Consider the following 25,171-nt stretch of genomic DNA (forward strand, 5'->3'; position numbering starts at 1 on the left):
AATCGTGGTGTGACCATGAGCGCTTTCGCTACCGGTCTGCTCTTCTTCGAGCCGCACGCGCGAGTAATGGTTGCCCTCGTCGCCATTGACATAGCCGAGTTGCCAGTTGTACTTCTCGTACGAGCCGTGTTCATCGCTGAGCGGGTTGGCCTGCTGGCTTTGCAGGTCCGCCTTGGGCTTGCGGAAATCATAGTCATCGACGACGTAGCGGCCCGTAGTGACATTGTCCTCGGTGTGCCAGCGATCGACGCCTTCGGTCTCGGGCAGCGCAATCTGATCGGGCGCGAGATAAGGGAGCGAGGCGTAATCGGGCAGGGCGTCGTGGCCGCTCATGTCATCGACGAGCACGAGCGTGTGCTGGCCCATCTGATGCGTGAAGTAGTAATAGATGCCTTCCTGCTCCATCAAACGGCTGACGAAGGCGAAGTCAGTCTCCTGGAACTGGGTGCAATAACCCCAGGTGCGGTAGGTGGCGCTCAGGCGGTTGGTAACCGGAAAGCCGTAAGCGGAGAAGACTTCCTGGATGATCTCGACAACCGTCTTCTCCTGGAAGATGCGGCAGTTCATGGAACGCGTGAGGTACCACAGCGAAGGCCGCAATGTGGCGGTATAGATATAACTGCGCGAGGTGAGCGTCTCGCGGCCATTGAACTCGAAGCGGGTGATCTGTCCGTCGAGATAGCGCAGCGCGCCGACCTGCGGCTGGATCTCCAGCGTGAGTGACTTGCCGAGGGCGCTCTTGAGATCGAGCGAAGCATCGCCCGAGACGAGTTGCACCTCGAAGTCGAAGAGGGTGGAAAGGGCTTCGTTTCCTGTCATGGAGCGGAAACTGAGAGTGCCGACATCAAATGCGCTGCAATACGCGGTTACGACCTGTGCCATTTCTTTCTGCTCACTATCGATTAAGACCTGGGGAAATCCGGTTCAGCAAAGCGTGACTTGAAATTCATTGTTCTCGACGGAGATCCGCACTTCATTCAAGGTGCGGTTTTCGGCCAGCGCGGAGATGATTTCGCGGCTGATGAGGGGCAGGAGCGACTGCGTGATGATCGAATCGATCAAACGGCCGCCGGACTCCACCTCGGCGCAGCGCTCGTGGATCAGCAGGCCCACCTCGGGCGTGTGATGGAACGCGATCTCGTGCTGTTCAGCGAGGCGCCGTCCGATCGTGCGCAGCCGCATCGCGATGATTTCCTCGTACACGGCCCCGGAGAGCGGATAGAACGGCACCACCGTCAGGCGGCCGAGGAAGGCGGCCGTGAAATACTCGCGCAACGCATCGCGGATGCGCCGTTCCACCTGACTGCTCGCGGGTGCGGGCTCTTCCTGCGCGAGACGCATGATCTCGGCGTCACCGGCATTGGTGGTCAGGATCAGGATCGTGTTGCGGAAGTCGATGCGCCGGCCCTCGCCGTCCTCCATCCAGCCCTTGTCGAAGATCTGGTAGAAGGCTTCCTGCACATCGGGATGGGCTTTCTCCATCTCGTCGAGCAGCACGACGCTATACGGCCGCCGACGCACCGCCTCAGTCAGGATGCCGCCCTCGCCATAGCCGACATAACCCGGCGGCGCGCCCTTCAGCGTCGATACCGTGTGCGACTCCTGGAACTCGTTCATGTTGATGGAGATCAGGTTCTGCTCGCCGCCATACATCACCTCGGCCAGCGCCAGCGCTGTCTCCGTCTTGCCGACACCCGACGGACCGCACAACAGGAACACGCCGACCGGCCGTTGCGGATCGTCCAGCGCGGCGCGCGCGTTCTGCACGCGGCGCGCGATCGCATCCATTGCGGCGGGCTGCCCGATCACGCGGCGCGCCAGCGTCTGCGGCAACGCGAGCACCGATTGCGCTTCGTTGCGCAGCATCCTGCCGGCGGGAATGCCGGTCCAGTCGGCCAGCACCGCCGCGATCGTTTCCACATCCACGTCCACTTGAACGAGCGGCGTATCGCCCTGAAGCGCGGCGAGTTCGGTGCGCAGGCGTGCAAGCGTCGCGCGGCGGTCGCTGGCTTCCTGCGGATCGTGAGGTTCGGCGCGCAATGCGACGATCGCTTCCACCTGTTCGCGCTGCTGCTTCCAGCGCGCCTCGGACGCCGCGAGTTCCTGCTGCCGTTCGGCCAGCGCCTCGCCCAGCGCGGGCCTGATCTCGACCGGCAGGCCGATCAGCCGTTCGCGTTCCAGCGCGGCCTGTTCTGCTTCGAGCGCGCTGATCCGGCGTTGCAGATCCTCGACTGCCGGCGGCGGCGCATGCCGGCCCACGACGACCCGTGCGCACGCGGTATCCATCAGGCTGATGGCCTTGTCGGGCAATTGCCGCGCGGGCAGATAGCGGTTCGACAGGCGCACCGCCGCATCCACCGCCTGATCGAGAATGATGATGCGATGGTGCCGTTCGAGCCGGCCGACCAGTCCGCGCAGCATCGCGACGGCTTCGTCCTCCGAGGGCTCGCGCACCTGTATGGCTTCGAAACGCCGCGTCAGCGCGGGATCGCTTTCGATGTACTTCTTGTACTCGCTCCAGGTCGTCGCGCCGATGGTGCGCAACTGGCCGCGTGCGAGCGCGGGCTTGAGCAGGTTGGCGGCATCGCCGGTGCCGTGCGCGCCGCCCGCGCCGATCAGCCGATGCACTTCGTCGATGAACAGCACCACCGGCCGCGTGCTGCGTTCCACCTCGCTGATGATCTGCTGCAAGCGTGCTTCGAACTCGCCCTTGACGCTGGCGCCCGCCTGCAACAGTCCCATGTCGAGCGAATAGAGCGTGACGTCGCGCAGGGCGGGCGGCACGTCGCCGGCGGCGATGCGCAAGGCCAGTCCTTCGACGATGGCCGTCTTGCCGACGCCCGCCTCGCCGGTCAGCAGCGGGTTGTTCTGACGGCGGCGCATCAGCACGTCGATGACCTGGCGGATCTCCGACTCGCGGCCCGTGATCGGATCGATGCGGTCGGCGCGCGCCTGCGCCGTCATGTCGACGGCAAAGCGCTGCAACGCGGACTCGGCGGCGGCGCCTTCCGGGGCGGCTTCGGTCTCGGGCGTATCGGCGCTGTCGTTGTCCTCCGCGGACCCGGCGATGACTGCGGGAATCTCGTTCATCACGAGATCCGGGACGAGCTTGCCCCACTGCTGCGACGTGGCGAGCAGCTGATTGCGCAGCGACGGCGTCTTCAGGATGCCGGCCAGCAGGAACGCGCTGCGGATGCGCGCGCGGCCATAGGCAATCGTGCTGTAGACCCATGCGCGTTCGATGGCTTCATCGATGAAGGCGGAGAAGTCGGCGATCGCGCTGGCCCCGCGCGGCAGACGGTCCATCGCGACGGACAGATCGTGATCGAGCCGGCCCGCGTTGAGATCGAAACGCACGATCAGACGATGCAGGTCGCTGTCGTTTTCGGCGAGCATCTGATGGAGCCAGTGCACCAGCTCGACATACGGATTGCCACGCAGCTTGCACAGCGACGTCGCGCTTTCCAGCGAGCGGAACAGGAACGGATTGAGCTTGCCGTACAGGGCGGGACGGTTGATGTCAGTCATGGCAGGTCACAGGCGATTCGTTTCGGGTCTGTTCGGCGCGCCGCTGGCGCGCATGATGGGCGACGATGCCGGGGCCGTACACGAGGTCGCCGGCATCGGTGGGACTCAGGCGCTCGCCGACCCAGGTGTCCCAGCCCAGGCGCTGCTGCATGCCGACGCTCGCGCCGCGCACATCGGCCCGCGCCAGCAGGACCCTGACGTTCCAGTCCAGTTCGTCGCCGGCATAGAAGCGCACCCAGTCCGCCAGCTGCATCGCCGCTTCGGTATCGGGCAGGAACTGGCGGAAGCGTTCCATCGGCAACGGCCCGATCACGATCTCGAAGCCATGCTGCGCATCCCGCACCGCGCGGCCCAGAACCGCGCCCGCGCCGGACGCATTGGCGCCCAGCCGGAGCGGCAAGGCGCACTGGCGCGCCGGTTCAATGGCGATCCAGCCGGGCGCGTATTCGTTGATGCGCGTCTTCACGCCGAAGTAATCGGCGAGAATCCGGCACAGGCCTTCCGGGTTGCGAGTCTGCCTGACGAGATGCCCGGCCATGTAGTAGCGCGCGTGGTCCGCCACCGCGCCACGTCCCTTGAGCGACGGCTGGCCGAGATGAATCAGGCTCGCGAAGTAGTCGTCGAAGCGGGCGTCGCCTGCGCGGTCCAGGCTCGCGCACGGCTGCGCATTCGCCCAGGCGCGGTAGAACAGCGCGATCAGCCGGTGATGAAACAGGTCCGCGAAGCCGGCCAGCGAGGTATCGCCGTGATTGCGCGCCCGCTCGTAGGCGTATTCGGTCAGATGCAGCGGCATCGGACCGTTGGGTCCGAACAGACCGAAGCCGAATACCGAGACCTGCGCGCGCTTGCGCTGATCGCGGCGTACTTCGGCGAGGGCCGCGGGTGCGAACGCAAGCGACGGACGCTGACCGAAGCGCACCGGCTCGTCGCGCGGATGGGACGCACGGCCGAGCCGCACCGGCGTGACCGCACAGGCATCGATCCAGCGCATCAGCTCGAACAGGTCGTACTCGTAGGGCGCGGCCGCCGCCTGCTCCAGCAGACGGTCGAGCCGCTCCTCGCGCGGCGGCGGGGCGGGTCTGACGGACGGAGCCTCTTCGGTCCGGCCGTAGACCGCCTGTGTCAGGCTGTCGGCCGGCAGCCGATCCGGGGCTTCCATCGTCCGATCTCTCCTCTCTGCAAGGTTTCGATGACCAGTTCGCTGAAGCTGTTCAGCGATACATGGCGCGCAAAAAACTGGTCCAGCACGGCGCCGAACAGATGCATGTCGTACGGTTCGAAGACGGCTTCCTCGAGCAGCACGGTGATGCACACGCCCCGGCCGTACATGATCGGACCCGCATGCGGCAGCGCGCGGCACACGGGCTCGACGCGCACGCTGCGGATGCCCTGGATCTGCTTCGTCAGCGCGGGATCGGCGAGGTCCGCATAGAGCCCGAGCAGCTCGCGCAAGGCGGCGGCGCCCTGCGTGCCGTCGAGATCGGTAAGCGTCAGATAGTTGAGGCCCAGATGGCTGATGAGACGCCAGGTGATCTCGTTCTCCGCGATGGACGCACGCGGCACGCTCGGTCCCTTCAGCACCTTGATGGTTCCCGCCGGCGCCGATACGGTCAGCGTGAAGTCGGCCTTCGCGCCGAGCGGCATCAGGATGGCGAGATCGCGATTGGTACACAGCGCATCCACGGATATGTGGCGCAGCTCGCCGCTGAACGGCGCTTCATGCTGATCGACGAGCGACACGAACACTTCGCTGCCCGCGTAATCGCTGCGGTGATGACCGCGCAGCCGCGCGCTGGACAGGCGCGGTTCACGGCGCGTCGAGAAGTAGCAACCCGCGCTGTTGCGCTGATGCGCATGCGGGGAATAGAACGGCAGGAAGGTCTGCTCTCGGCCTTCGGGACCGCCGTGTCCCGTCACGCGGTTGACGCGGTACACCTCGTAGTCGAGCGGCCGCGAGCGGTCCACGACGATGTGATATTCATGCTGCCGGCGCGACACCGGCATGCGGTCGGTGCGCTTCGGGAACAGGTTGGCGGCGGGTGTGCAATAGAGCGCGAGGCTGCGTGCATCGACCGACCGATACAGTTCTTCCGCGCGCTCGTCGAACATCACCAGCAGCTCGCACGCCGTGCCGGCCGTGCGCAATGCGTCGCGCAATCCGCCGATGCTGAAGAACAGCAGCCGCGACGGATACGCAAAGTACTCGTGCAGGATGCGATGCCCGCTGAATGCGCGCATGTCGTCCGGCAGCAGGGCCTGGCCGGCATCGAGTCCTTCGTGACGGATCGCATCGGCGGGCAGGCTTCGGTAGAGCGGCGTCTTGCTGGCCGGATCGCGCACAGCCGCGGCCACCACGCGCTCGCCCAGCAGCAGCCTGAGCAGATGCTGCGCCTGCTGCGTCTGGCCGCCGAGAAAGAAGCTCAGGCGTTCGAGTGGCAGGTCGGCGAAGCGCGCCGCGCCGTCGGTTTCCAGGCGGATGCGCAATACGCTGCGCACGGTGCGTTGCGGGTCGAGCAAGGCGGACGGCAAGTCTTCCGGCGCCGGCTCCATGCGCACCGCCGTGATGCGGATGGGCCACAGCGTGACCTCGTGCGCGGTCCTGAATTCGCAGGCCGTCTGTTCGCCCGCGGTCACGTTGGCGCGCAGGGCGGTGCCGGCGGGCAGGGTATAGCCGCTCGCGAGATTGCCGACGTCGAGATCGGGCGGAATCTGCACGATGGCCATGGCGGGCAGCGGCGACAGATAGCCGGGATAAACCAGTTCCAGCAGCCGCTGCGAGAAGCGCGGGAACTCGGCATCCATCTTCAGGTGGATGCGCGCGGCCAGGAAGCTGAAGCCTTCGAGCAGACGCTCGACATACGGATCGACGACTTCCGTGTCGCGCATGCCGAGCCGGCCCGCGATCTTCGGATACTCGGCGGCGAACTCCGCGCCCAGTTCGCGCAGATAGCTCAGTTCGCGGCTGTAATAGTCGAGCAGGCGGCCGTCCATCATTCGTTCCCCGGCGCTTGCAGCACCATGTAGCCGTTCTCGAGATCGACTTCCGAGCGGAACACGAACTCGAAGGGATAGGGCACGGCCCAGATCTGTCCGCGAATCTCCAGGACCAGCAGGTTGTGATGCAACAGGGAGTCGCTGTTGTTCTCGACGCACTTCACTTGCAGACTGTCGGGAACGATGCGCGTCTCGAACGCCAGGATCGCCTCGCGGATGGTCCGTTCGATGTCGGTCCATTCGATCTCCGACATCCGCAGGCCCGCCAGCGCGCCCGTGCCGAAGTTGATGACGGACTCGCGCACGCCCGCATACGGGGCGAGATCGACAGTCGCTTCGAGGTTCGTCGTGTTGAGCAGCCAGCGCAAGTCGCGCAGCACCGATTCGCGCAGCAACGCGCGCGTCAGCATGAAGGCGCCGTCCGCTTCGCGCCTTTCGTGCGGCGCCTGATCGGTCAGGCGGTCAAGCAAGACGGGCGTCAGCCGGCGTCCGGCCGGTTGCGTATGACGTGATGGCAATTTGCGCATGCTGCTCGCGGTGGTTGATGCGAGTGGGTCGGGGCCTTGCGGCCGGCAAAGGGTCCAGGATCATGACGTTGCATGCCGGGCGAATGCGTCCGCCCGGCGCCACACATTCAGACTCGGTGCGTCAGGCTTCCTGGTTTTGCTTGATGTTCCACGAGAGCGTGCTCGCGCTGCCGCGATTACCCTGGTCGGTCTGCTCCCAGTACTGCTGCTGCACGTTCGCGGCCTGGAACGTGTAGGTCACGAGCACGGCATCGCCCGTACTGGCGGCGGCATGGGTGACGGACGTCACCAGCACTTCGCTGAGCGTGATGCGCTGATACTCGACCTGTGTACCGCCGGCCTTGCAGACGGAGATTTCCACCGTCGGCAGGTGCTTGCCGTTCGAGCAGTACTTCAAAATGGCGGGCGATGCCTTGTCGATCGGCGCCGTCACCTGCAGATCGCTGTAGCTCACCTTGCCCAAGCCGCCGCCGCTGCCGGAAGCCATGCTGCCGGGCTGGTTCGCGCCCCACGCATAGGACTGCACGTTCGACCAGCCCTGATGGTTCGCATCCTTCGATTCGCCTGTTACGCCATCCACCCGCATATACATATCAACAGCCATTTTCAGTTCTCCGGGATTAAATGAAACAAGGGTATCGCCACGGTGATCGTGACGAACGTTGCTACGAAGCACTGCCTTCCTTTAACGATGGCAGCTTGGAAACCAGCCGAAGAGAAACCGTGAGCCCTTCGAGCTGATAGTGCGGGCGTAGAAAGAACTTCGCGGTGTAATAGCCTGGGTTGTCGTCGGCTTCCTCGACCATGACCTCGGCGGCGGCAAGCGGCTTCTTCGCCTTGGTTTCCTGCGAGGAATTGACCGGGTCGCCATCGACATAGCTCATGATCCAGTCGTTGAGCCAGCTCTCCATGTCCCGGCGTTCCTTGAATGAACCGACCTTGTCGCGGACGATGCATTTCAGGTAATGCGCAAACCGGCAGCAGGCGAACAGATACGGCAGCCGTGCCGCCAGGCGCGCGTTTTCAGTGGCGGCGTTGTCGTAGTACTCGCTCGGGCTTTGCAGCGATTGCGCGCCGATGAACGCGGCGACGTCGGAGTTCTTGCGATGCACGAGCGGCATGAAGCCGTTCTTCGCCAGCTCGGCTTCGCGACGGTCGCTGATCGCGATCTCGGTCGGACACTTGGCGTCGACGCCGCCGTCGTCGGAGGGGAACGTATGCATCGGCAGGTTCTCCACCGCGCCGCCCGACTCCACGCCGCGAATCGACGTACACCATCCGTAGTGCTTGAACGAACGGTTGATGTTCGCGGCCATCGCATAGGCCGAGTTGATCCACATGTAGTTGCGGTGATCGACGCCGTCGGTGTTCTCTTCGAAGTCGAATTCATCCACCGGCAGCGTGTTGATGCCGTAGGGCAGGCGGCCCAGGAAGCGCGGCATGGTCAGGCCGATATAGCGGGAATCGTCCGACTCGCGCAGACCGCGCCAGGCGGCGTACTCCGTGTTCTGGAAGATCTTGGTCAGGTCGCGCGGATTGGAAAGTTCCTGCCATGAATCCATCTGCATGACCGAAGGCGAGCCCGCCGCGATGAACGGGCAATGCGCCGCCGCCGCGATCTTCGACAGCTCGCCCAGCATCTCGACATCGGGCGGACTGTGATCGAAATAGAAGTCGCCGACCAGTCCGCCCAACGGCTCGCCGCCGAACTGTCCATACTCTTCTTCATAGATCTTCCTGAACACCGGGCTCTGGTCCCAGGCCACGCCCTTGTAGCGCTTGAGCGTGCGCGCCAGTTCCTTCTTCGAGATCGGCATGAAGCGGATCTTCAGCATCTCGTCGGTTTCGGTGTTGGTGACGAGGTAGTGCAGGCCGCGCCAGGCCGATTCGAGGTTCTGGAAGGCCGGATGATGCAGGATCTCGTTGATCTGGTCGGACAGCTTCCGGTCGATCTCCGCGATGATGGCCTGGATGCCCTGATAGGCATCGGCGGACATCACGGCGGCGTGTTCGAGCGCCTGATGCGCAAGCGTCTTCACCGCGCTTTCGATGGCCTGATGCGCCTGATCCGTCGTCGGCTTGAGCTCCTTGTTCAGCAGATCCCTGAAGTGATCCACCTCCATCGTCTGCGGGTGGTCGGCGTGCTCGGCGTGCTCGGCGTGTCTGGTGGTCGTCATGCGTTTATTCCGTCAGTGAAGTCTGCGCTGTCCATGTCGTGGCGTTCGCGAGGCAGGGACGCGCTCAGGCGTCCTGTTCGCCCGGCTGCGCTGCGTCGGACGGCGCCGTGGATGCGTCGTCCTGCGGTTTCGCGCTTTTGGCGAGCGCCTTGAGCAGCGCCGGATCGGCAAGCGCTTTTGCGAGGAGTTCTTCCGCGCCATTCTTGCCGTCCATGTACGAAAGCAGATTGGCGAGCTGGGTCCGCGCGTCCAGAAGATGACTGAGCGAGTCGACATTGCGCGCAATCCGGCCCGGCGTGAAGTCGTCCATGCTCTCGAAGGTCAGATCCACTTGCAGGCGGCCATCGCCGCCGAGCTTGTTCGGGACCTGGAACACAGCGCGCGGCTGGATGGACTTCATGCGTTCATCCAGGTTGTCGATATCGACTTCGAGGAACTTGCGCTCGCCGATCTCGGGCTGCACCTTGCGGGTATCGCCCGCCAGGTCCGCCATCACGCCCATGACAAAGGGAATCTCGACTTTCCGCTCGCTGCCGTAGATCTCGACGTCATATTCGATCTGCACGCGCGGCGCACGATTCCTGCCGATGAATTGCTGACCGCCCTGACGCGATCGGGTCTGTTTTGCTTTCGTCACGGATTGCCTCCAGTAAGCTTGCTCGTGTGCGCATGGGTTGGCCGTCCAGGCCGCATCGTTCAGCCTGGCTGAACTGGTGGTTCGCCCGGCTTCGGGCTGTTCGCCAGTACGTCGAGTTGCGGGATGCCGGCCGGCATCATGTCCCGCACGATCTCGTAGAAGCTCATGCCCATCAGCCGTATCGCTCGACGAATGAGGAGCGGCGCCGGGTGCCCCGGTTCGTGAAACTCGAGATAGGCGCAGGCCTTCTGCAGCAACGCGATCACTTCGGCGCGCGAACGCAACGCGTGATGCACCGGGTTCGGCAGCGGCTCGGCTGTGCTATCGGGCAGCGCGCCGGCGAGCGCTTCATGCGGTGAGCCGTGGTCATCGAGCGGCAGCGGCGCGTCGGCAACCTGGCCGCGAAGCGGCTGCGCGGCATCGCCAATGAGGCGCAAGGGCGCTTCGACACTGCGGAAGTCCGGCACCCAGCTATCGCCGAGTTCGCGCTGCACGGTCTGCGCGATGTGCTTCAGTGCCGCGAGAATCTCCGGGATGCGCGCGGTGAGGCTGTGCGGCGCATTCGCCGCGAGCACAAGCTGCTGACGCAGTTCGGGTCCATCCAGATTCAGCGATGCCGCCGCCTGCGAGGCATGGCCATCGAGGAGGGCGGCGGCGTCGCGCATGTTCAGGCTGCCTTGCTTCAGGCGCAGGATGGTGGCGTTGCGGATTGCACGTCCGATGCTTTCGGGATCGCCGAGATTGCGCAGCGCATTGATGCGCATCAGCGGATCGCTTTCGCCATCGGTCTCGATGCGCGGATGCAGCGCCGGCCAATAACGCTCCAGCAATTCGGCGATCAGCGCGACGCCGCGCCGGTATCCGGCCAGCCCATCCAGTTCGACCCATGCGCGTGTCAGCAGCGTGGCGACCCGCAGATCTTTGGTGCGCTTCAACAGTCCGCTCGCCCGCAAAGCCACCTGATGCCAGTCCGGGTTTTCAGCGGGGATGATCGTCGAGCCGAACTGCTGTTCGGTCTTGCCGACAGCGAGTCGTTCGAGATCGATGAACGCCTGGTCGTAGCTCAGCTCGTCACCACACGGCGCCTCATCCGCGACGGGCTCGAGCAGCGAGCTGTCATGCGGATCGGCTTCCATGGCGGCTGCGTTATCTGACGAGATGTGCATCTTGCGTTCGACGAATAAGAATCGGCTGCCGTCCCGGCTTTCATTCCAGACGCCGTGGAATACATCCATTGGGGCTGGAAAAAAAGAAGTCAGGCGGTTTGAAATACGTCGCGATCGACGTCATGGAAATGACGGACGCGTCAGACTCAGGCGTGAAAGCACGCGGGACGAATTACGGGAACCGGACGACCGTCGCTGGACTGCGCGACGGGCAACCGGGCTTCGATTCAGGGATGATTTGCGTCTGAATGATGCGCGCATCCTGCTTGCGCGCGGCGCTGCTGCTTCCTGACTTGAGAGGCAGGCGGGCCGCTGGCTTGCTGGTTCCGCTCGAGTTCCTGCGCGGCGTTCAAGCCGATCCGCTGCACCGGAACTGCATCTTCACAATCGACGGAGTCAATGTTAGACGCTGAAAACCAATAATGGACATATCACTGTTTTGCATGACGACTGCGCGCTTTTGATGTTTTGAATTCTGTTGCGGCAAATCGATCGATAGCAGAAATCGTTGACGGGTATAACTTACAAATCAACGAATCCATATTACTGGAATATTCTACGGAAACAGGGATTCTTGTCACACGACCATGGTTCTTTCGAGGCTCTCATTATCTTGCAGGACATGGGGCGCTTGATGGGGCTTTTCATCACGCGCCTCGTTTCATGCGTCGAAGTTATCGACGACTGCCGAAGACCGCGTCGTGAAGTCGAAACGCGCCGTCGAGTTCCGGAACGTCACGGCTTGCTGCCGTGACCGCACGATCAAGCGAAGCGCGGTCCAACGCTTCGATCACGATGAGTCCGGCGAACGCGCCTTCCTCACTGCGGCGCATCGACTTCTCGCGCGTGGAGATGGATGTCGAATCGGACTGCACGCGCATCACGCGGACCGCGACGACCCAGTCCAGTTGCGCAAGCGCATCCAGGCGCTCGCCGGTCAGCGCAGCGGGTATGTCATCTTCGAAGCGTGCGATCGCGATGTGACTGCCATGACCGCGCGCATGTCCCGCTTCATGGCTCAGCGTGCCGCCGCCGCGCCGGAAGTGCATCAGCGTGGGCATGATGCGCTGGGTCCACGGCGTGGGCGCGTTGAGCCGCGTCAGATAGCCCTCGCTCGACATGACTTCGGCATGGTCGAGTTCATAGAGCATCAGGTACTCGGACGGCTTGCTGTCGCGCCGCTTGAAGACACGTCCCGAGCAGAAGCCCGGCACGCTCACCCGCTCGAACACATGTTCGCGCGTGAGCCAGTGCAGATAGTCGGTTTCGGCTTCCGGAGCGATGGTGCTCCAGATAGCCAGCAGGCCGCGGTGTGATTCGTTCATCGGCTTCCTCGTTCGATTTGATGGATAAGATGTCGCTCAAAAGCTGGCCTGCTGCGCGCCGGCGTCGCGTTTGCCGAGGACTTCATCGGCGGAATCCAGGCGGTTCAGATCCACGCCGGCGGTCTCCGGCCCGATCGCGATCATGCAGAAGGACAACACGTTCAATGCCGCGACCAGCGCGACGAGTGGCCACGGCGAGCCATGGCTCAGGTTCAGCAGCCACGTCGCGACCACCGGAATCGGGCCGCCCGCGAACAGGCTCGCGCCGGTGAAGGCCAGCGCCGAGCCGGAATAGCGCACGTTGGTCGGGAAGGCTTCGGCGAACGCGACGGGCTGGATGCCGGTCTGCACTTGCGTGAAGCCCATGAACAGGCCCATTGCGATGGCCATCGGCACGAAGCTGCGGGTGCCCAGCACGGGGAAATAGAACAACATGATGACGAGGGTCGCCGCCGAGGCGAGCATCAGCGCGCGCCTGCGGCCGATGCGGTCGCTCAGCAGGCCGCCGAGAATCGAGCCGGCGACGGCACATGCGTTGGCGATCATCAGCAGCGTGAAGCCGGTTTGCTTCGGCACGCCGAGCGTGTTGGTCAGATAACCGAGCGTGAACACGACCGCGAGATAGAACAGCGCGGTGGGACCGCAAAAGAACAGCATCATGCGGATGATGGTCTTGTAGTGCAGGCGGAATGCATCCTTGAGGGGACTGCTGACCGACGCGACGGCGGACTGCTTCATCTGCAGAAAGGCGGGCGTCTCGGCGACGCGCAGCCGGATATAGATGCCCACGAGCACGAGCAGGACGCTCATCACGAAGGGAATGCGCCAGCCGTAGCGCGTGAAGGCATCGGCGCTCATGGTCGCGGACAACAGCAAGAGGACCGCATTGGCGAGGATCTGGCTGAGCGGCGCGCACATGCCGATCAGGCCGGAGTACTTGCCGCGCCGGTCGGCGGGTGCGTGTTCCAGCGCCATCAGCTGACCGCCCGTCGATTCACCGCCCAGCGCGAAGCCCTGGATGATGCGCAACAGGACGAGCAGGATCGGCGCGAGCATGCCGATCTGCGCGTAGGTGGGCAAGAGGCCCATCAGCACCGAGGTGATGCCCATCACCGAGACGGTGCCGAGCATAAGATTGCGGCGGCCGATCTTGTCGCCGAAATGGCCGCAGATGATCGCGCCCAGCGGCCGTGCCGCCAGCCCCACGCTGAAGGTGGCCAGCGAGGCGAGCAGGGCGGAGCTGGGCTCCATCGCCGGGAAGAACAGTTTGGGCAGGACCGTGGCGGCCACCGAACCGTATAGCGTGAAGTCGAACCATTCGAGTGCGGTGCCGAAGGTCGCCGCACTGACGGCGCGGTTCGCCATCGATTGCTTGCTGCTTGTTGCGTGTGCCGATTCCAATTTGTCTCCTCCCGGAAGATATGCTGTTGCCGATCGTGCAGGCGTGCGCGTCCCTTCGCATCGGGATGCTAATTAAAATGAAAATGCTGATGCGACAGGCGACGAACGCGCCCGAAGTTATGCCGACATGCTCACTGCGTAATTGGGACCCTGCATGGCGCGGCGAAGCATCGGCGACACGCCGCTGGCTTCGGACAGTTCAGCCGCCGTGGACATCAACGCCGGCACGAGCGCGCTCATGCGCTCTTCGGTGAGACGCGACATCGGGCCTGCGATGATCAGGATGGCGCGCACTTCGCCGGTCGGCGTCCGCACCGGCGTCGCCATCGAACTCATGGCCGGAAGGAACATGTCCTGGGTGGTGGCAAAGCCGTTGGCGCGCGCGGCTTCGATGAGCGGCAGCAGCGCCTTGAAGGTGGTCGGCGCGCGCGGGCCGAAGTCCGATGGCGCGCCGAAGCCCTGTCTGGACACCAGGCGCATGGCTTCTTCGTCGCTCATGCCGGCCAGCCACACGATGCCGGCGGCGCTGCATGACAGCGTGACGGGCCTGCCCATCTCGGGATCGTAGCGAATGCCCTGGCGCGCGCCCTGGGCCTTGGCCACGTAGATCAGTTGCTCGCCGTCGAGGATGGCGAGGCGGACCAGTTCTTCCGAAGTCGACGCGAGCCTTTCGAGGATCGGCTGGGCAACGTCCACGACGCCGCCCGCGCTCAGGAAACGCAGTCCGAGCGACGGCAGTTTCATCGTGAGCATGAACTCGCCGCGCCGTTCGTCCTTGCGCACGTAGTCCTGTTCCATCAGGTCGGCCAGCAGCCGATGCGCGGCGCTGACGGGGACATCGAGCGCGGTTGCGACTTCGGAAAGCGTCCTGCCTTCCGGCGCGTTCGCCAGCTCTTCCAGTACCCGCAGGATTCGATCCGCCACCGCACTCATGCTGTCCTCTCGCTTGGTCCGGCAACCGGCTCCTGCCGCTTGTACCGCGTGCCCACAGTATATTGGAAAGAATTTGCGGTTTGCAAAGACTTTCCAGAATTGCGAGATTGGGGTTTGTACGAGGGATGCGAGACGCCGTTTGCGCTGGGAGGCTAGACGCGCACGCCTTCTACTTCGAACTCTTCGACCGGCCCGTAGACCGCATGCGGCTTGCCGGAGACCACGGCCCAGTAACGGTCGCCATAGGACCAGTGCCACCATTCGGACGGATAGTTCACGAAGCCGGCGGCGCTCATGGCATCGCGCAGAATGGCGCGGTTGCGGGCGGCTTCACGCGTGATGAAGGCGCTGTCAGTGAAGCAGGCGCCCGATGACTCGGCGTCGTTGGCGTTGAGGACGGTGCCCATGTCGACGTGACCGCCATCGATATGCTGCAAGCTCAGGTCGATGGCCGCGCCCGTCGGATGGCCGCCCACTTCCGGCGGCGCGACCCATTGGCTGACTTTCTCGTAGAGGGCATCGCCATCGAGCCAGGGATAGTCGCGCTTGAGCACGTGGGTGTAGTCGCGGAAGTAGCTGCGCTGTACATCGAGCGACCGGTACGCTTCGACCACCAGCAGCCGAAGGTGCGGCGGAAGGCTCCGTGCCGCCGTGACGAGCCGCTTCGCCACATCATGCCGGGACCAGCAGAAGTAATCGCCAGCGCTGGAAATGAGCTGGCGGCTCATGTCCACGGCAATGCGCTCATGAATGCCTTGCAAGTTCACGAAAGCTTCACCGCACTCAATGTATTCCATTCGTTTTATGCTTGGGTGCGCCAGTGTCAGCATTGAAGATTCCTTTAGCGTGAATGAGTTTCTTGTTTGAATCTCCAGTCGATCATGGTTTCTTCGCGCATTGTTCGTCAATAGCGTGATTCACGCGTGCGCTGCTCGGCGCACATAACGAAAATGTAGGGAAGCGCGACAGCCCTGCTTATTCGGACTGTCGTCATGCCTTATTTGGTGGCGGCAACCACGAATGCATCCGAGCGGTCTGCCAGCGTCAGTGCGCCCAGCAGCTCGCTGTTGTTGAAGAACACCGCGCCCGTCACGGTCGCGCCCGGATACAGGCAAGGTGCGGCACCGAACGTAATGGTGGCGTCGAGTACGTTCTTGTCGCCGTGCGGGCGGGTCGTTCCGGCATAGGTGCAGCCGCTCGGTCCGGCGCCCTTGATCGAGCCGTCCAGGCCGATGGTGAAGCTCGTCGCTTCGCCGCCGCGCGTGGATCCGGCCGCGCCCGAATAGGTGCCTGCGACTGCCGCGAGCGTGATAGGGCGTTCATAGGCGAAGTCGTACACCAGGTTGAAGGTGCTGCTGCTCTGTTTCGCCGCGCTCGTGTACAGCGCGCCCTGGATGCTGTTGCGCCCGTTATAGCCGGCGAGCACCGGGGTGTCGCTGGTGCGGCCGCCAGTGATGTCGAAGGTGCGTGCGTTGTCGGACTGGAAGGTGCCGTGAGAGGCAGTCGCCGTGCCTTGCACGAGGCCGAAGGTGTTGCTGGCCGTATCGACATAGACGAAGTAGAACGCGCCGCTGTCGAGCACTGCGCCGCCGATCGTGTGGCCGTATGCGTCGCTGCCGGAATAGAGACCTTGTGCGGCGTTCGGTGCGGGCGTGGCTGGCGCGGCATCCGAACCGCCGCCGCCTCCGCCACATCCTGCCAGGACCAAGGTAAGCGCGGAGAGGGCAACGACACGTTTCATGCTGGTTTTTATCGAGTGAGTTTGCCCGTGCGGCAAACGTTGTGAGGAGGCGATGACTCGCCGTTCTGGCGGATAACGGCAGTGCGCGGCCGAACTTGAGCGAGGCCGGATTCCGGCTATCGTTTGTACGGCATTGCACGGTTAAAAACGGACTTTGCCTTGAACAATGATTCATTCAACAATCGAAAATGCGGCGAGTTGTATTGCGCATTCAGCAAGAGAATTCAAGGCGTTTATCCAGATATTGGTGATAACATTTCAACCACTTGAGTTTTGAGAATCACGTTGAGCACATTCGGCGAAAATAGTCGTGAAAAATCGCACCGACTGGTTGGTTGGCTCAAGTTTCGTCATCTGCAAATTCTGGTAACGCTTAAGGAGTGCCGCAGCCTGAATGCGGCGGCGAAGCAGCTCAATGTCACGCAGCCGGCATTGAGCAAGACGCTCGCGGAAATGGAGCAAACCTTCGGCGTGGCGCTGTTCGAGCGGGATTCCCGCGGTGTCGTGCCCACGCAATATGGCGAAACCGTCCTGCGAGGCGCCAAGCTCCTGCTGGATGATCTCGAACGCCTGCGTCGCGAAACACTCAGCGATCACCCGGACCTCCTGATCAAGATCGGTGCGGCGCCCTTCATTGCGCAAGGTTATCTGCCCGTCGTCTTTCGCGAACTCACTCGCTCGAATCCCCAGTTGCGCGTCAGGCTCAAGGAAGCGCACGTACCCGAATTGCTGTTTCGGCTGGAACAGGGCGAACTGGATGCGGTCATCACGACTTTCGCGCTTCCCCGTTCGGCCGTGAGATCTTTTCAGTTCCGGAAACTGTTCACCATGAATCTCGTGGTGATCGCTTCCGTGAACGATCCCTTGACGAAGCTCGATGAAGTACGGTGGGACATGCTCAAGGACAAGCGCTGGGTCCTGCCGCCATCGGATTCCATCGTCGGCAACGCCGTTGCCGAGATGTTCGTGCTCGAAGGTCTGCCGCCGCCGGTTCCGGTGATCGAGTCGCAGCAGCCCTTGACGAACCTGCAAATGGTGGCCGACGACGTCGGCGTGAGCGCATTGCCCTCCCTCGTCTTGCTGAATCAGGCGGTGGACGAACAAGTCAGGATCCTCAACATGACGCCCCGCCTGCCTCCATGGCCCGTGGCGCTGATCCATCGCCGGGGCGAGCCCGCGCAATGGCTGCCGCTGCTGCTCGATGCGCTGAACGAAGAAGAATGAAGCCGGCGCCCCGCGCGGGGCGCCGTGTGCTCATCAAGCGCCCGTCTTCATCCCCATGGCCGGGTCGGAGACGAGATCCTTGCCATTCTCGATCCGTCCCGCGAAGCGCCGCCTGAATGCGGCTGACGTGCTGCTCGTCACCGTGAAGTCGTACCAGTTGCCGCTGTCGGTCACCGGCCAGCTCAGTTCGCCGATGCTGTTGGCCGCAACCGTCTTGCTCCACGGTCCATCGGTCCGATAGGCGAGTGCGGCGGCCGTGAAGGTCACGGGCTGGTTGCCGCGGTTATGCAGCTTCACGCTGACAGATGTCGCATCGCACGGCAGATAGCAGACCTGGATCTCGGGGTTCGCCGCCGCGCTCACTTCGTTCAGGTTGCCGACGAACTCGCGGTGATAGCCGTTCGGACCGAGCACCCAGAGATCGTAGCGGCCGTTGTCGGCGGCGGGCACGGTCCAGGTTCCCGTCAACGACTTGCCCGCCTCGACCACATAGCGGCGCGGCACGAGATCGAGATGATTGCGGTCGTACACGTGGAAGACCGCGCCCACGCCGCTCGCGCTGCCGTTGGCGAACTCCAATGCGATGCCGCCCGAACCCGCGCTGATATGCGCCGTCGTATGCAACTCGTAGGGCAGGGCACGCGACGGGCGCGATCCCGTGGCCTGAGCGGGCACCGCCGATGCCGCCGTCGCCGCAGGAACGGCAATCGCCGCAGACGCTGCCTGCGAGGTGGCGAGCGAATCGGCGGAGTCTTTTGTGGTGCGTCCCGACAAGGCCGCCAACGTAGCGCTGTTCGGGCTCACGAAGTCGAAGCACGACGTCAGGTCCCCGCACACGGCCCGTCGATAGCTGCTGATCTGCGGCTCCACTACGCCGAAGCGCTTCTCGAGAAACATCAGCGTCGAGGTGTGATCGAAGACCTGCGAGTTCACGAAGCCGCCGCGGCTCCATGGCGAGATCACCCACATCGGCACGCGCGGCCCGGGGCCGTAGGGCCGTCCGTCGCTGGCGGGCTGCTTGCTCGTCGCCGGCGTGAAGTTGTGGTATTCGGGCGCCATTTCGATGTCCGACAGCGTGCTGGCGCCGGCCATCGAGTTATCCGCCGCATGCGACGGCGCGCTCGGCGGCGGCACGTGATCGAAGAAGCCGTCGTTCTCGTCGTAATTCACGAGCAGCACCGTCTTGCTCCACACCTCCGGATTCGCGGTGAGGGCGTCGAGCACTTCCTGCACGTACCAGCCGCCTTGCGTCGGGCTGGACGGCCCCGGATGCTCGCTGTACACCGAAGGCGGGATGATCCACGAGACGGCCGGCAGCGTGCCTTTCTGGATGTCGTCGCGGAAGGTTTCGAGGAAGCCTTGCGGCATGGTGTTGCCGAAGCCCTTCGCGAGCGGGCTCAGCGGGTCGTCGATGGAGGCATCGTAGAACGGACCGGCCGCCGTCACCGCCTGCGTGATGTCCGTGCTCGCGACATACAGCGGCCGCCGCTCCGCCGGCATCTGCTCGATGGCCGCGCGCCAGTGGCGGAAGCTCATCATCTCGTTGCAGCCGAAGTTGTCGATCAGGCTCTGATAGACCTTCCAGCTCACGCCGGCCGACTGCAGCCGGTCCGCATAGGTCGTCCAGGTCCAGCCGTCCGTGGATGCGCCCACGTCGTTGCCGCCGTTGAATTCATTGTTGAGCGCGGCCACCCTGACCGGCACGTTGCCGCCCGGCGTCACGCCGTTGGGGCCGTTCGTACCGGTCCAGTAGAACAGGCGATTGGCGATGGTGCCGGTATGCATGCCGCAGTGATAGGCGTCGCATAGCGTGAAGGCATCCGCGAGCGCGCGATGGAACGGCACTTCGACGGTCTCGTAGTAACCCATCGACAAGGGCTTCTTCGAAGTGGGCCATGCCGCCATGCGGCCGTTGTCCCAAGCCGCTTGCGCATCGGCCCAGCTGTGCGGCGTGCTGCCGGCGCGCTGTGCGTTGCCCTGGCTTTCGTCGAGATGATAGGGCAGCAGCGTGCTGGTGGCGCCGCCATTGGTATAGCTTTGGTAGAAGACGTTCGAACCCGTCGGCGACGGAATCGCGAAGCGGTCGCCATAGCCGCGCACGCCCTTGAAGGTGCCGAAATAGCTGTCGAACGAACGGTTCTCGAGCATCAGCAACACGACGTGCTGCACGTCCTTGATGGTGCCGGTGACGTTGTTCGCATCGATGGCGAGGGCACGGCGGATCGCGGGCGGAAAGGTCGAGAGCACCGCTGCCGATGCGACCGTGCCGAGCGACGAGCGGAGGAAGTTTCTCTTCGATGGACTGAAAGTCATGCGTTCTTGTGGGCTCGTTATGGGAGAGGCGGGAGGGGCGGCGTGGCTCAGGGAGCGGGTGCGCAGTGGCTGGTCTTGCAGGTGGAAGCGTCGCTGGACGCAGGCGCATCGGAGCCTGAGTCATGGCCTCCGCAGGCTGTCAGCACGAGCGTAGCGCAAACGATTGCACTCGCGAGCAGCGGCCTGCCCGGCTTGAAGAAGCGGGTCATGTAGGTGGTCTTGAGGTGAATGGAGCGGGTTGATCGACGGACGACACGAACTTGAGGACAAGCTTCGTGCCGATGGAACCGGGCGCCTGATTCAGACCGTCAATCTAGCGGGGTTTTCTTGCAGAAATGTGAAAGGTGCGGAAAGTGGTTTCGTAAAGACGGGATAAGCGGAGGTCAAGCTGGCGCGGGGAAGCGCCAGGCGAGGGAAATATCCTTGCAGCGGCTAGTGCAGCCAGGCGAAGGCCGCGAGCGCGATCATGACCGTGATCGCGCCGCCGATGCGCGTGGCGATCTGGGCAAAGGGCATCAATTCCATGCGGTTTGCGGCGGTCAGGATGGCGACGTCGCCGGTGCCGCCGAGGCCGCTATGCGTGGCGTTGACGATGGCCGCCTCGACCGGATACATGCCCATGCGGCGCGCGACGAGGAAGCCGGTCAGCGTCAGCGTGAGCACCGTGGACACGGCCGTCACGATGTTGACCCAATGGAACGCGGCAACGATCTCGCCCCACGGCGTCATCGCAACGCTGATCGCGAACATGAGCGGATAGGTCACGGCGGTGGAGAAGAAGCCGTACATGAAGCGCGCGCCGCCGCGCACGCGGGGCGACACGAGCTGGAAGAACTGCGCCGCGACCACCAGCACGAGCATCACGACCGGCGCGGGCCAGTCGAAGTATTGATGGCTCAGCACGCCCACCAGATACAGCGCGATGGCCGTCGCGCCCGCAGCCGCGACCGAACTGACATCGAACTCGAAGGAGGGTGCGCGGGCTTCGGTGACGTCGTCGTCGGCCTGGGCGAGTGTCAGGCGCCCATTGCCGGTGAGCTGCGGACGGCGTGTGCCGAGATAGCTCAGGAGACCCGCGCAGCAGATCGCCGCGATGTTGCCGAGCATCACCGCCGAGAGCACCTGCGCGAACAGCGGCCCTTGCTCGACGCCGAGAATCTGCGCATAGCCCGCCGAGAGCGGCAGTGCGCCTTCACCGACACCGCCCGCCATGATCGGCACCACGACGAGAAAGAGCGCGTGCTTCAGGTCCAGTCCGAGCACCGTGCCGACAGTCGTGCCGACGAGCGCCGCCGCCACCGATCCCGCCGCCACCGGCACGAAGATCCGCACGAAGCCTTTGACGAGCGTCTGCCGGTCCATGCTCAGCACGCTGCCGACGATGATCGCCGCGATGAACAGATAGAGGAAGTTGGACTGCCTGGTGAAGGTCGTGACAGCCTTCGCAATGGGCGCGGGCATCAGGTGGTAGTACACCAGCATTGACGGGATGAAGGCCGCGAAGATCGAGGTCGCGCCGATGTGACGGATCCACGGAATACGCTTCGCCAGTTCGGCGCAGGTGAAGCCGCCCACCGCGACGAGCGCGATGCCGGTCGGCAGGTCGGCGGCGAGCTTGCCGTGCGCGGTCATCGCGCCGAGCACGAGGATCAGCAGCACATAGACCGGCAGCGGCAACGCGCCGATGCGCACGTCGAACACGCGCCACCAGCGTTCTTTCAGGCCCGGGTTCTCGCGCGTGGCGACCGAGGGTGCGGCGGACTTCATCGAGGGTTCTCCGTTCATCGCGGGTCAGATGAAAATGAGCAAGGCCGCACCATACACGATCAAACCCACGGCAAAGGTCATCACGGTGAAGCCGAGCACGCGCTGCACGCCGACGCCCGCCATCGCGACCACCGGCGCGGCCCAGAACGGCTGCAACATGTTCGAGACCTGCTCGCCCATGGCGACGGCCATCGTCGTCGCCGGCACGGATGCATGCAGCGCGACCGCCGCCGGCACCACGAACGGCCCCTGCACGGCCCAGTGACCGCCGCCGCTCGGAATGAAGAAGGTGACGATCACCGAGCAGATGTAGCTCCAGAACGGCAGCGTGTGCGCATTCGAGATCGTGATGAAGAAGTGCGAGATCACGTCGGGGAGACCGGTGGCGTCCATCATGCCCATGATGCTGCCGTACAGCGGGTATTGAAGCATCATCGAGCCGGTCTGCTTCGCGGCGTTCTTGATGGCATCGGCATAGGCGAGCGGATAGCCATGGCAGATCACGCCGCCGATGAACATCACGAAGATCACCGCGTTCACGCCCGAGAACGGGATGTGCTGCACCTGCGCCAGCACGATCAGCGCAATCCCCATCACGCCGATGAACGCGCTGCCGAGCAACGAATGCTCGATGGCCTGCGCGAAGCTCAGCTTGCCTTCGGGACGCTTGCGCACCGGGGCGTCGGGATGCTTGTCGGTGTCGAGCACCACGGCGTCTTCGTCGCGCGGCTTGAGCCACGTGAGCACGAAGGGCATGACGACGAGCATCACGAGCGTCGGCACGAGATTGAAGCGCGTGAACACGGTCTCGCCGAACGGCAGCACCGCGCCCGTCAGCTTCTGCACGACGTTCATCGCGCTGCCTGGCGTCGATTGCGCCAGCGCGATGGAACTCGAAATGCCGCTGGCCCACACGACCCAGCCCGAGAACCCTGCCGCGACGATCCACGCGAAGTCCACGCGCAGGCGCTTGGCCACTTCGCGCGCGAGCAGCGCCGCGACGACCAGCCCCATGCCCCAGTTGAAGAACGAGGTCACGGCCACCAGCACGAAGGTCAGCGTGGCGGCCTGCGCGGGCGTGCGCGCGACCGACACGAGCGCCTTGAACAGGCGCTGCACCGGCGGCGCGTGCGCGAACGCATGGCCCGTGACGAGCACGAGCGTGATCTGGAACGCGAACGTGAAGATGCCGAAGAAGCCCTTGTACCAGCCGCCGATCATGCCCGGCACGGACGCATGCGGTGCGAAGATCAGCGAGAGCACCGCGACGATCGCGGTGATGAGGATCGCGAGCACGAACGGGTCGGGAATGGTGCGCTCGAACAGCCGGATGGTGGCTTCGGTGAAACGGGTCTTGCGCACGGGCGTCGGCGCGGCGGTGGATTTCATGCGGTGTCTCCTGTGAGTCTTGTTCTTTTTAGATCGCGAAGCCGTACAACACGGCGGGGTTGGTGTCGAGAATGCGTTCCCGGGTCCTGTCGTCCTCGGCCCATTCGCCGAGCAGATCGAGCAGCATGGCGTCGTCGGGCTTGTGCGTCTCGGTCACGTGCGGCCAGTCACTGCCCCATACGAGACGCTCGGGCAGGGCATCGACCCAGGCGCGCGCCATCGGCGTGATGTCGGCGTAGCGTTGCTCCAGGCCCGCCGCCGAATCCAGATAAGGACCGGACAGCTTGATCCAGGCGCGGCCCGCGTCGGCGAGACTGCGCACGATGTCGAAGGCCGCGTGACGCACGCCGTCAGCGAGCGGCAGGCGCGCGCGGTGATCGAACACCATCGTCGCGGGCAGGCTGCGCAACAGCGCTTCGTGCTCGACGATCTGTTCCGCGGTCCAGTGCAGCTGCACGTGCCAGCCGAGTTCGGCGACGCGCCGCGCGAGCGGCTCCACCATCTCGAAGCCGACCGCCGCATTCGCGGCCGTGTAGAGCGTGAAGCGGATGCCGCGTATGCCGCCCTGGTCGAGCGCGGCGAGTTCGTCGTCGGACACGTCCGGATGCAGCACGGCAATGCCGCGCGCATGCTCGATACCGAGCTGGCGGATGGCATCGACGGTGACGGCGTTGTCGGTGCCGTACACGCGCGGCGTCACGATCACGACCCGTTCCGTGCCGATGCGCGCCTGCACCTTGCGATACGCGGCGACATCGGCATCGGCGACGAAGCCATCCGCTTCCGGCTGCTTCAGGAACGCGCGGTCATAGATGTGAATGTGGGAATCGCATTTCATCGCGGCAGGTCTCCGTTCACAGCACGGCGCGCTTCGCACGCAATGCTTCGATGTCCGCTTCGCTCAGGCCGGCTTCGCGCAGCAGCGCATCGCTGTGCTGGCCGAAGGCGGGCGCGGCGAACGGCTCGGGCAGCGGCGTCGCGCCGAAGCGCACCGGATGCCGGAAGCCGCGATAGCCGCCGAGGCCCGGATGCTCGAAATGCGTGACCATCTCTTCAGCGAGGACTTGAGGATCGTCGAACATGTCTTCCACGCTGCGTGCAGCGGCGCAAGGCACCGCGTCGCCGAAGCGCGCTTCCCATTCGAGCGCGCTGCGCTGCGCGAGCGCCGCATGCAGTTGCGGCACGATTTCATCGCGATGAATCGCACGCTTGCGCACGCTGTCGTAACGTTCGTCGGCGGCGAGCGCGTCGAGGCCGGTCAGCTCGCACAGCGACTTCCAGAAATGCGGCGTGTTCGCGGAAAGATAGAGATACCCTTCGCGCGTCGGATGAATGCCCGTGATGCCGCCCGAACGCATGTCGCGGCCTACGTCCTTCGGTTCGCCGTCGGCCCAGATGAGACGCGCGGACTGCATCGTCAGCGCGCTGCGCAGCAGCGATACGCCCACGTACTGTCCTTCGCCGCTTTTCTCGCGCGCGAACAGCGCGGACGCCACGCTCGACGCCACCAGCGCCGCCGCGTAGTAATCCACCACCGAGCCGTACAGCACTTCTGGCGGGCCGTCGGCCGGGCCTTGCAGCGTACACATGCCGGTCATCGTCTGCAGGACCTGGTCGTAGCCCGCCTTGTCCTTGTTCGGACCGGTTTCGCCATAGCCCGTCACTGCGCAATACACGAGCCGCGGATTCACTTCGCGCAGCTGCTCGTAAGCGATGCCGAGCCGCGCCGGCACGCTCGGACGGAAGTTATGCACGAGCACGTCGGCCTGCTTCACGAGCGCGAGCAACACGTCCAGCGCTTCCGGCTGCTTCAGGTCGAGCGCGAGGCCGCGCTTGCCGCGGTTCACGCCGAGAAACGCGCGGCTTTCCGCTTCGAGCGTCGACGGGTACTTGCGCAGGTTGTCGCCCGTGGGCGGCTCGATCTTGATGACTTCGGCGCCCTGATCCGCCAGCAGCGTGCAGCCATAAGGACCGGCGATGTAGGCGCTCAGGTCGAGCACGCGCACGCCGGAGAGCGGCCCGCCGCGCCCAATGTTCTGTTCCATGAAA

At 64.3% G+C, this 25,171-nt stretch carries 21 protein-coding genes; 2 read left to right on the top strand and 19 right to left on the bottom strand.

Features of this window, described 5'->3' with window-relative positions; translation table 11 throughout:
* The 14 genes from QCE69_RS17755 to QCE69_RS17820 all read right to left on the bottom strand — a co-directional run.
* On the bottom strand, window positions 1-882 hold an 882-nt coding region (locus tag QCE69_RS17755; RefSeq protein ID WP_309932108.1), incomplete at its 3' end, for a type VI secretion system tip protein TssI/VgrG.
* Between the two features lie 42 nt (window positions 883-924).
* Entirely contained in the window at window positions 925-3,528 is a 2,604-nt protein-coding gene (gene tssH, locus QCE69_RS17760; RefSeq protein ID WP_309932109.1) for a type VI secretion system ATPase TssH, read from the bottom strand.
* The gene (tssG, locus tag QCE69_RS17765) at window positions 3,521-4,687 is read right to left on the bottom strand and encodes a type VI secretion system baseplate subunit TssG (RefSeq protein ID WP_309932110.1); all 1,167 of its coding nucleotides are present in this window, start codon (window positions 4,685-4,687) and stop codon (window positions 3,521-3,523) included. The genes tssH and tssG overlap by 8 nt, the downstream gene beginning before the upstream one ends.
* Window positions 4,651-6,519 carry a type VI secretion system baseplate subunit TssF gene (gene tssF / locus QCE69_RS17770; RefSeq protein ID WP_309922873.1) on the bottom strand — a complete coding sequence of 623 codons (1,869 nt, stop codon included), beginning with the start codon at window positions 6,517-6,519 and terminating at the stop codon, window positions 4,651-4,653. The genes tssG and tssF overlap by 37 nt, the downstream gene beginning before the upstream one ends.
* Window positions 6,519-7,049 carry a type VI secretion system baseplate subunit TssE gene (tssE, locus tag QCE69_RS17775; RefSeq protein ID WP_309932111.1) on the bottom strand — a complete coding sequence of 177 codons (531 nt, stop codon included), beginning with the start codon at window positions 7,047-7,049 and terminating at the stop codon, window positions 6,519-6,521. The genes tssF and tssE overlap by 1 nt, the downstream gene beginning before the upstream one ends.
* Before the next feature lie 121 nt (window positions 7,050-7,170).
* Entirely contained in the window at window positions 7,171-7,653 is a 483-nt protein-coding gene (locus tag QCE69_RS17780) for a type VI secretion system tube protein Hcp (protein ID WP_309920975.1), read from the bottom strand.
* A gap of 61 nt (window positions 7,654-7,714) precedes the next feature.
* Window positions 7,715-9,172, bottom strand: coding sequence for a type VI secretion system contractile sheath large subunit (tssC, locus tag QCE69_RS17785; RefSeq protein ID WP_309906520.1), 1,458 nt, complete (start codon window positions 9,170-9,172; stop codon window positions 7,715-7,717).
* A 118-nt stretch (window positions 9,173-9,290) separates the two neighbouring features.
* On the bottom strand, window positions 9,291-9,863 hold the full coding sequence (tssB, locus tag QCE69_RS17790) for a type VI secretion system contractile sheath small subunit (RefSeq protein WP_309920978.1): 573 nt from the start codon (window positions 9,861-9,863) through the stop codon (window positions 9,291-9,293).
* Between the two features lie 59 nt (window positions 9,864-9,922).
* Complete coding sequence (gene tssA, locus QCE69_RS17795; RefSeq protein WP_309932112.1) at window positions 9,923-10,999, bottom strand: type VI secretion system protein TssA; 1,077 nt, start codon at window positions 10,997-10,999, stop codon at window positions 9,923-9,925.
* 704 nt (window positions 11,000-11,703) lie between these two features.
* Entirely contained in the window at window positions 11,704-12,354 is a 651-nt protein-coding gene (locus QCE69_RS17800) for a DUF4286 family protein (protein ID WP_309932113.1), read from the bottom strand.
* Window positions 12,355-12,390: 36 nt separating this feature from the next.
* Complete coding sequence (locus tag QCE69_RS17805) at window positions 12,391-13,719, bottom strand: MFS transporter (protein WP_309932114.1); 1,329 nt, start codon at window positions 13,717-13,719, stop codon at window positions 12,391-12,393.
* Between the two features lie 153 nt (window positions 13,720-13,872).
* The gene (locus tag QCE69_RS17810) at window positions 13,873-14,688 is read right to left on the bottom strand and encodes an IclR family transcriptional regulator (protein WP_309932115.1); all 816 of its coding nucleotides are present in this window, start codon (window positions 14,686-14,688) and stop codon (window positions 13,873-13,875) included.
* 152 nt (window positions 14,689-14,840) lie between these two features.
* The gene (locus QCE69_RS17815; protein ID WP_309932116.1) at window positions 14,841-15,455 is read right to left on the bottom strand and encodes a M15 family metallopeptidase; all 615 of its coding nucleotides are present in this window, start codon (window positions 15,453-15,455) and stop codon (window positions 14,841-14,843) included.
* Between the two features lie 230 nt (window positions 15,456-15,685).
* Window positions 15,686-16,429: a hypothetical protein gene (locus QCE69_RS17820; RefSeq protein WP_309932117.1), complete on the bottom strand. Its 744-nt coding sequence runs from the start codon at window positions 16,427-16,429 to the stop codon at window positions 15,686-15,688.
* A gap of 285 nt (window positions 16,430-16,714) precedes the next feature.
* Between QCE69_RS17820 and QCE69_RS17825 the strand changes: the two genes are divergently transcribed.
* Window positions 16,715-17,653 carry a LysR family transcriptional regulator gene (locus tag QCE69_RS17825; RefSeq protein WP_309932118.1) on the top strand — a complete coding sequence of 313 codons (939 nt, stop codon included), beginning with the start codon at window positions 16,715-16,717 and terminating at the stop codon, window positions 17,651-17,653.
* 33 nt (window positions 17,654-17,686) lie between these two features.
* Here the strand turns inward: QCE69_RS17825 and QCE69_RS17830 are convergent, their stop codons facing one another.
* Entirely contained in the window at window positions 17,687-19,966 is a 2,280-nt protein-coding gene (locus QCE69_RS17830; RefSeq protein WP_309921002.1) for a phosphocholine-specific phospholipase C, read from the bottom strand.
* A gap of 42 nt (window positions 19,967-20,008) precedes the next feature.
* Between QCE69_RS17830 and QCE69_RS17835 the strand changes: the two genes are divergently transcribed.
* Window positions 20,009-20,179, top strand: coding sequence for a hypothetical protein (locus QCE69_RS17835; protein ID WP_309932119.1), 171 nt, complete (start codon window positions 20,009-20,011; stop codon window positions 20,177-20,179).
* 219 nt (window positions 20,180-20,398) lie between these two features.
* Here the strand turns inward: QCE69_RS17835 and QCE69_RS17840 are convergent, their stop codons facing one another.
* From QCE69_RS17840 to QCE69_RS17855, 4 genes are read right to left on the bottom strand one after another with little or no spacing between them, the layout of a single operon-like run.
* Complete coding sequence (locus QCE69_RS17840; protein WP_309932120.1) at window positions 20,399-21,733, bottom strand: 2-hydroxycarboxylate transporter family protein; 1,335 nt, start codon at window positions 21,731-21,733, stop codon at window positions 20,399-20,401.
* Window positions 21,734-21,757: 24 nt separating this feature from the next.
* The gene (locus tag QCE69_RS17845) at window positions 21,758-23,122 is read right to left on the bottom strand and encodes a TIGR00366 family protein (protein WP_309932121.1); all 1,365 of its coding nucleotides are present in this window, start codon (window positions 23,120-23,122) and stop codon (window positions 21,758-21,760) included.
* Between the two features lie 28 nt (window positions 23,123-23,150).
* The gene (locus tag QCE69_RS17850) at window positions 23,151-23,960 is read right to left on the bottom strand and encodes an amidohydrolase family protein (protein ID WP_309932122.1); all 810 of its coding nucleotides are present in this window, start codon (window positions 23,958-23,960) and stop codon (window positions 23,151-23,153) included.
* A gap of 16 nt (window positions 23,961-23,976) precedes the next feature.
* A complete protein-coding gene (locus QCE69_RS17855; RefSeq protein ID WP_309932123.1) occupies window positions 23,977-25,167 on the bottom strand; it encodes a CoA transferase in 1,191 nt (396 codons plus the stop codon).
* Window positions 25,168-25,171: the final 4 nt, after the last annotated feature.

The sequence above is a fragment of the Caballeronia sp. LZ032 genome (assembly GCF_031451315.1).
Lineage (GTDB): Bacteria > Pseudomonadota > Gammaproteobacteria > Burkholderiales > Burkholderiaceae > Caballeronia.

Excerpts from the sequence above, each read along its gene's own strand:
- tssH (WP_309932109.1), bottom strand. The coding sequence starts at position 3,528 with ATGACTGACATCAACCGTCCCGCCCTGTACGGCAAGCTCAATCCGTTC.
- tssG (WP_309932110.1), bottom strand. The coding sequence starts at position 4,687 with ATGGAAGCCCCGGATCGGCTGCCGGCCGACAGCCTGACACAGGCGGTC.
- tssF (WP_309922873.1), bottom strand. The coding sequence starts at position 6,519 with ATGGACGGCCGCCTGCTCGACTATTACAGCCGCGAACTGAGCTATCTG.
- tssE (WP_309932111.1), bottom strand. The coding sequence starts at position 7,049 with ATGCGCAAATTGCCATCACGTCATACGCAACCGGCCGGACGCCGGCTG.
- QCE69_RS17780 (WP_309920975.1), bottom strand. The coding sequence starts at position 7,653 with ATGGCTGTTGATATGTATATGCGGGTGGATGGCGTAACAGGCGAATCG.
- tssC (WP_309906520.1), bottom strand. The coding sequence starts at position 9,172 with ATGGAGGTGGATCACTTCAGGGATCTGCTGAACAAGGAGCTCAAGCCG.
- tssA (WP_309932112.1), bottom strand. The coding sequence starts at position 10,999 with ATGGAAGCCGATCCGCATGACAGCTCGCTGCTCGAGCCCGTCGCGGAT.
- QCE69_RS17800 (WP_309932113.1), bottom strand. The coding sequence starts at position 12,354 with ATGAACGAATCACACCGCGGCCTGCTGGCTATCTGGAGCACCATCGCT.
- QCE69_RS17805 (WP_309932114.1), bottom strand. The coding sequence starts at position 13,719 with ATGGCGAACCGCGCCGTCAGTGCGGCGACCTTCGGCACCGCACTCGAA.
- QCE69_RS17810 (WP_309932115.1), bottom strand. The coding sequence starts at position 14,688 with ATGAGTGCGGTGGCGGATCGAATCCTGCGGGTACTGGAAGAGCTGGCG.
- QCE69_RS17820 (WP_309932117.1), bottom strand. The coding sequence starts at position 16,429 with ATGAAACGTGTCGTTGCCCTCTCCGCGCTTACCTTGGTCCTGGCAGGA.
- QCE69_RS17830 (WP_309921002.1), bottom strand. The coding sequence starts at position 19,966 with ATGACTTTCAGTCCATCGAAGAGAAACTTCCTCCGCTCGTCGCTCGGC.
- QCE69_RS17840 (WP_309932120.1), bottom strand. The coding sequence starts at position 21,733 with ATGAAGTCCGCCGCACCCTCGGTCGCCACGCGCGAGAACCCGGGCCTG.
- QCE69_RS17845 (WP_309932121.1), bottom strand. The coding sequence starts at position 23,122 with ATGAAATCCACCGCCGCGCCGACGCCCGTGCGCAAGACCCGTTTCACC.
- QCE69_RS17850 (WP_309932122.1), bottom strand. The coding sequence starts at position 23,960 with ATGAAATGCGATTCCCACATTCACATCTATGACCGCGCGTTCCTGAAG.
- QCE69_RS17855 (WP_309932123.1), bottom strand. The coding sequence starts at position 25,167 with ATGGAACAGAACATTGGGCGCGGCGGGCCGCTCTCCGGCGTGCGCGTG.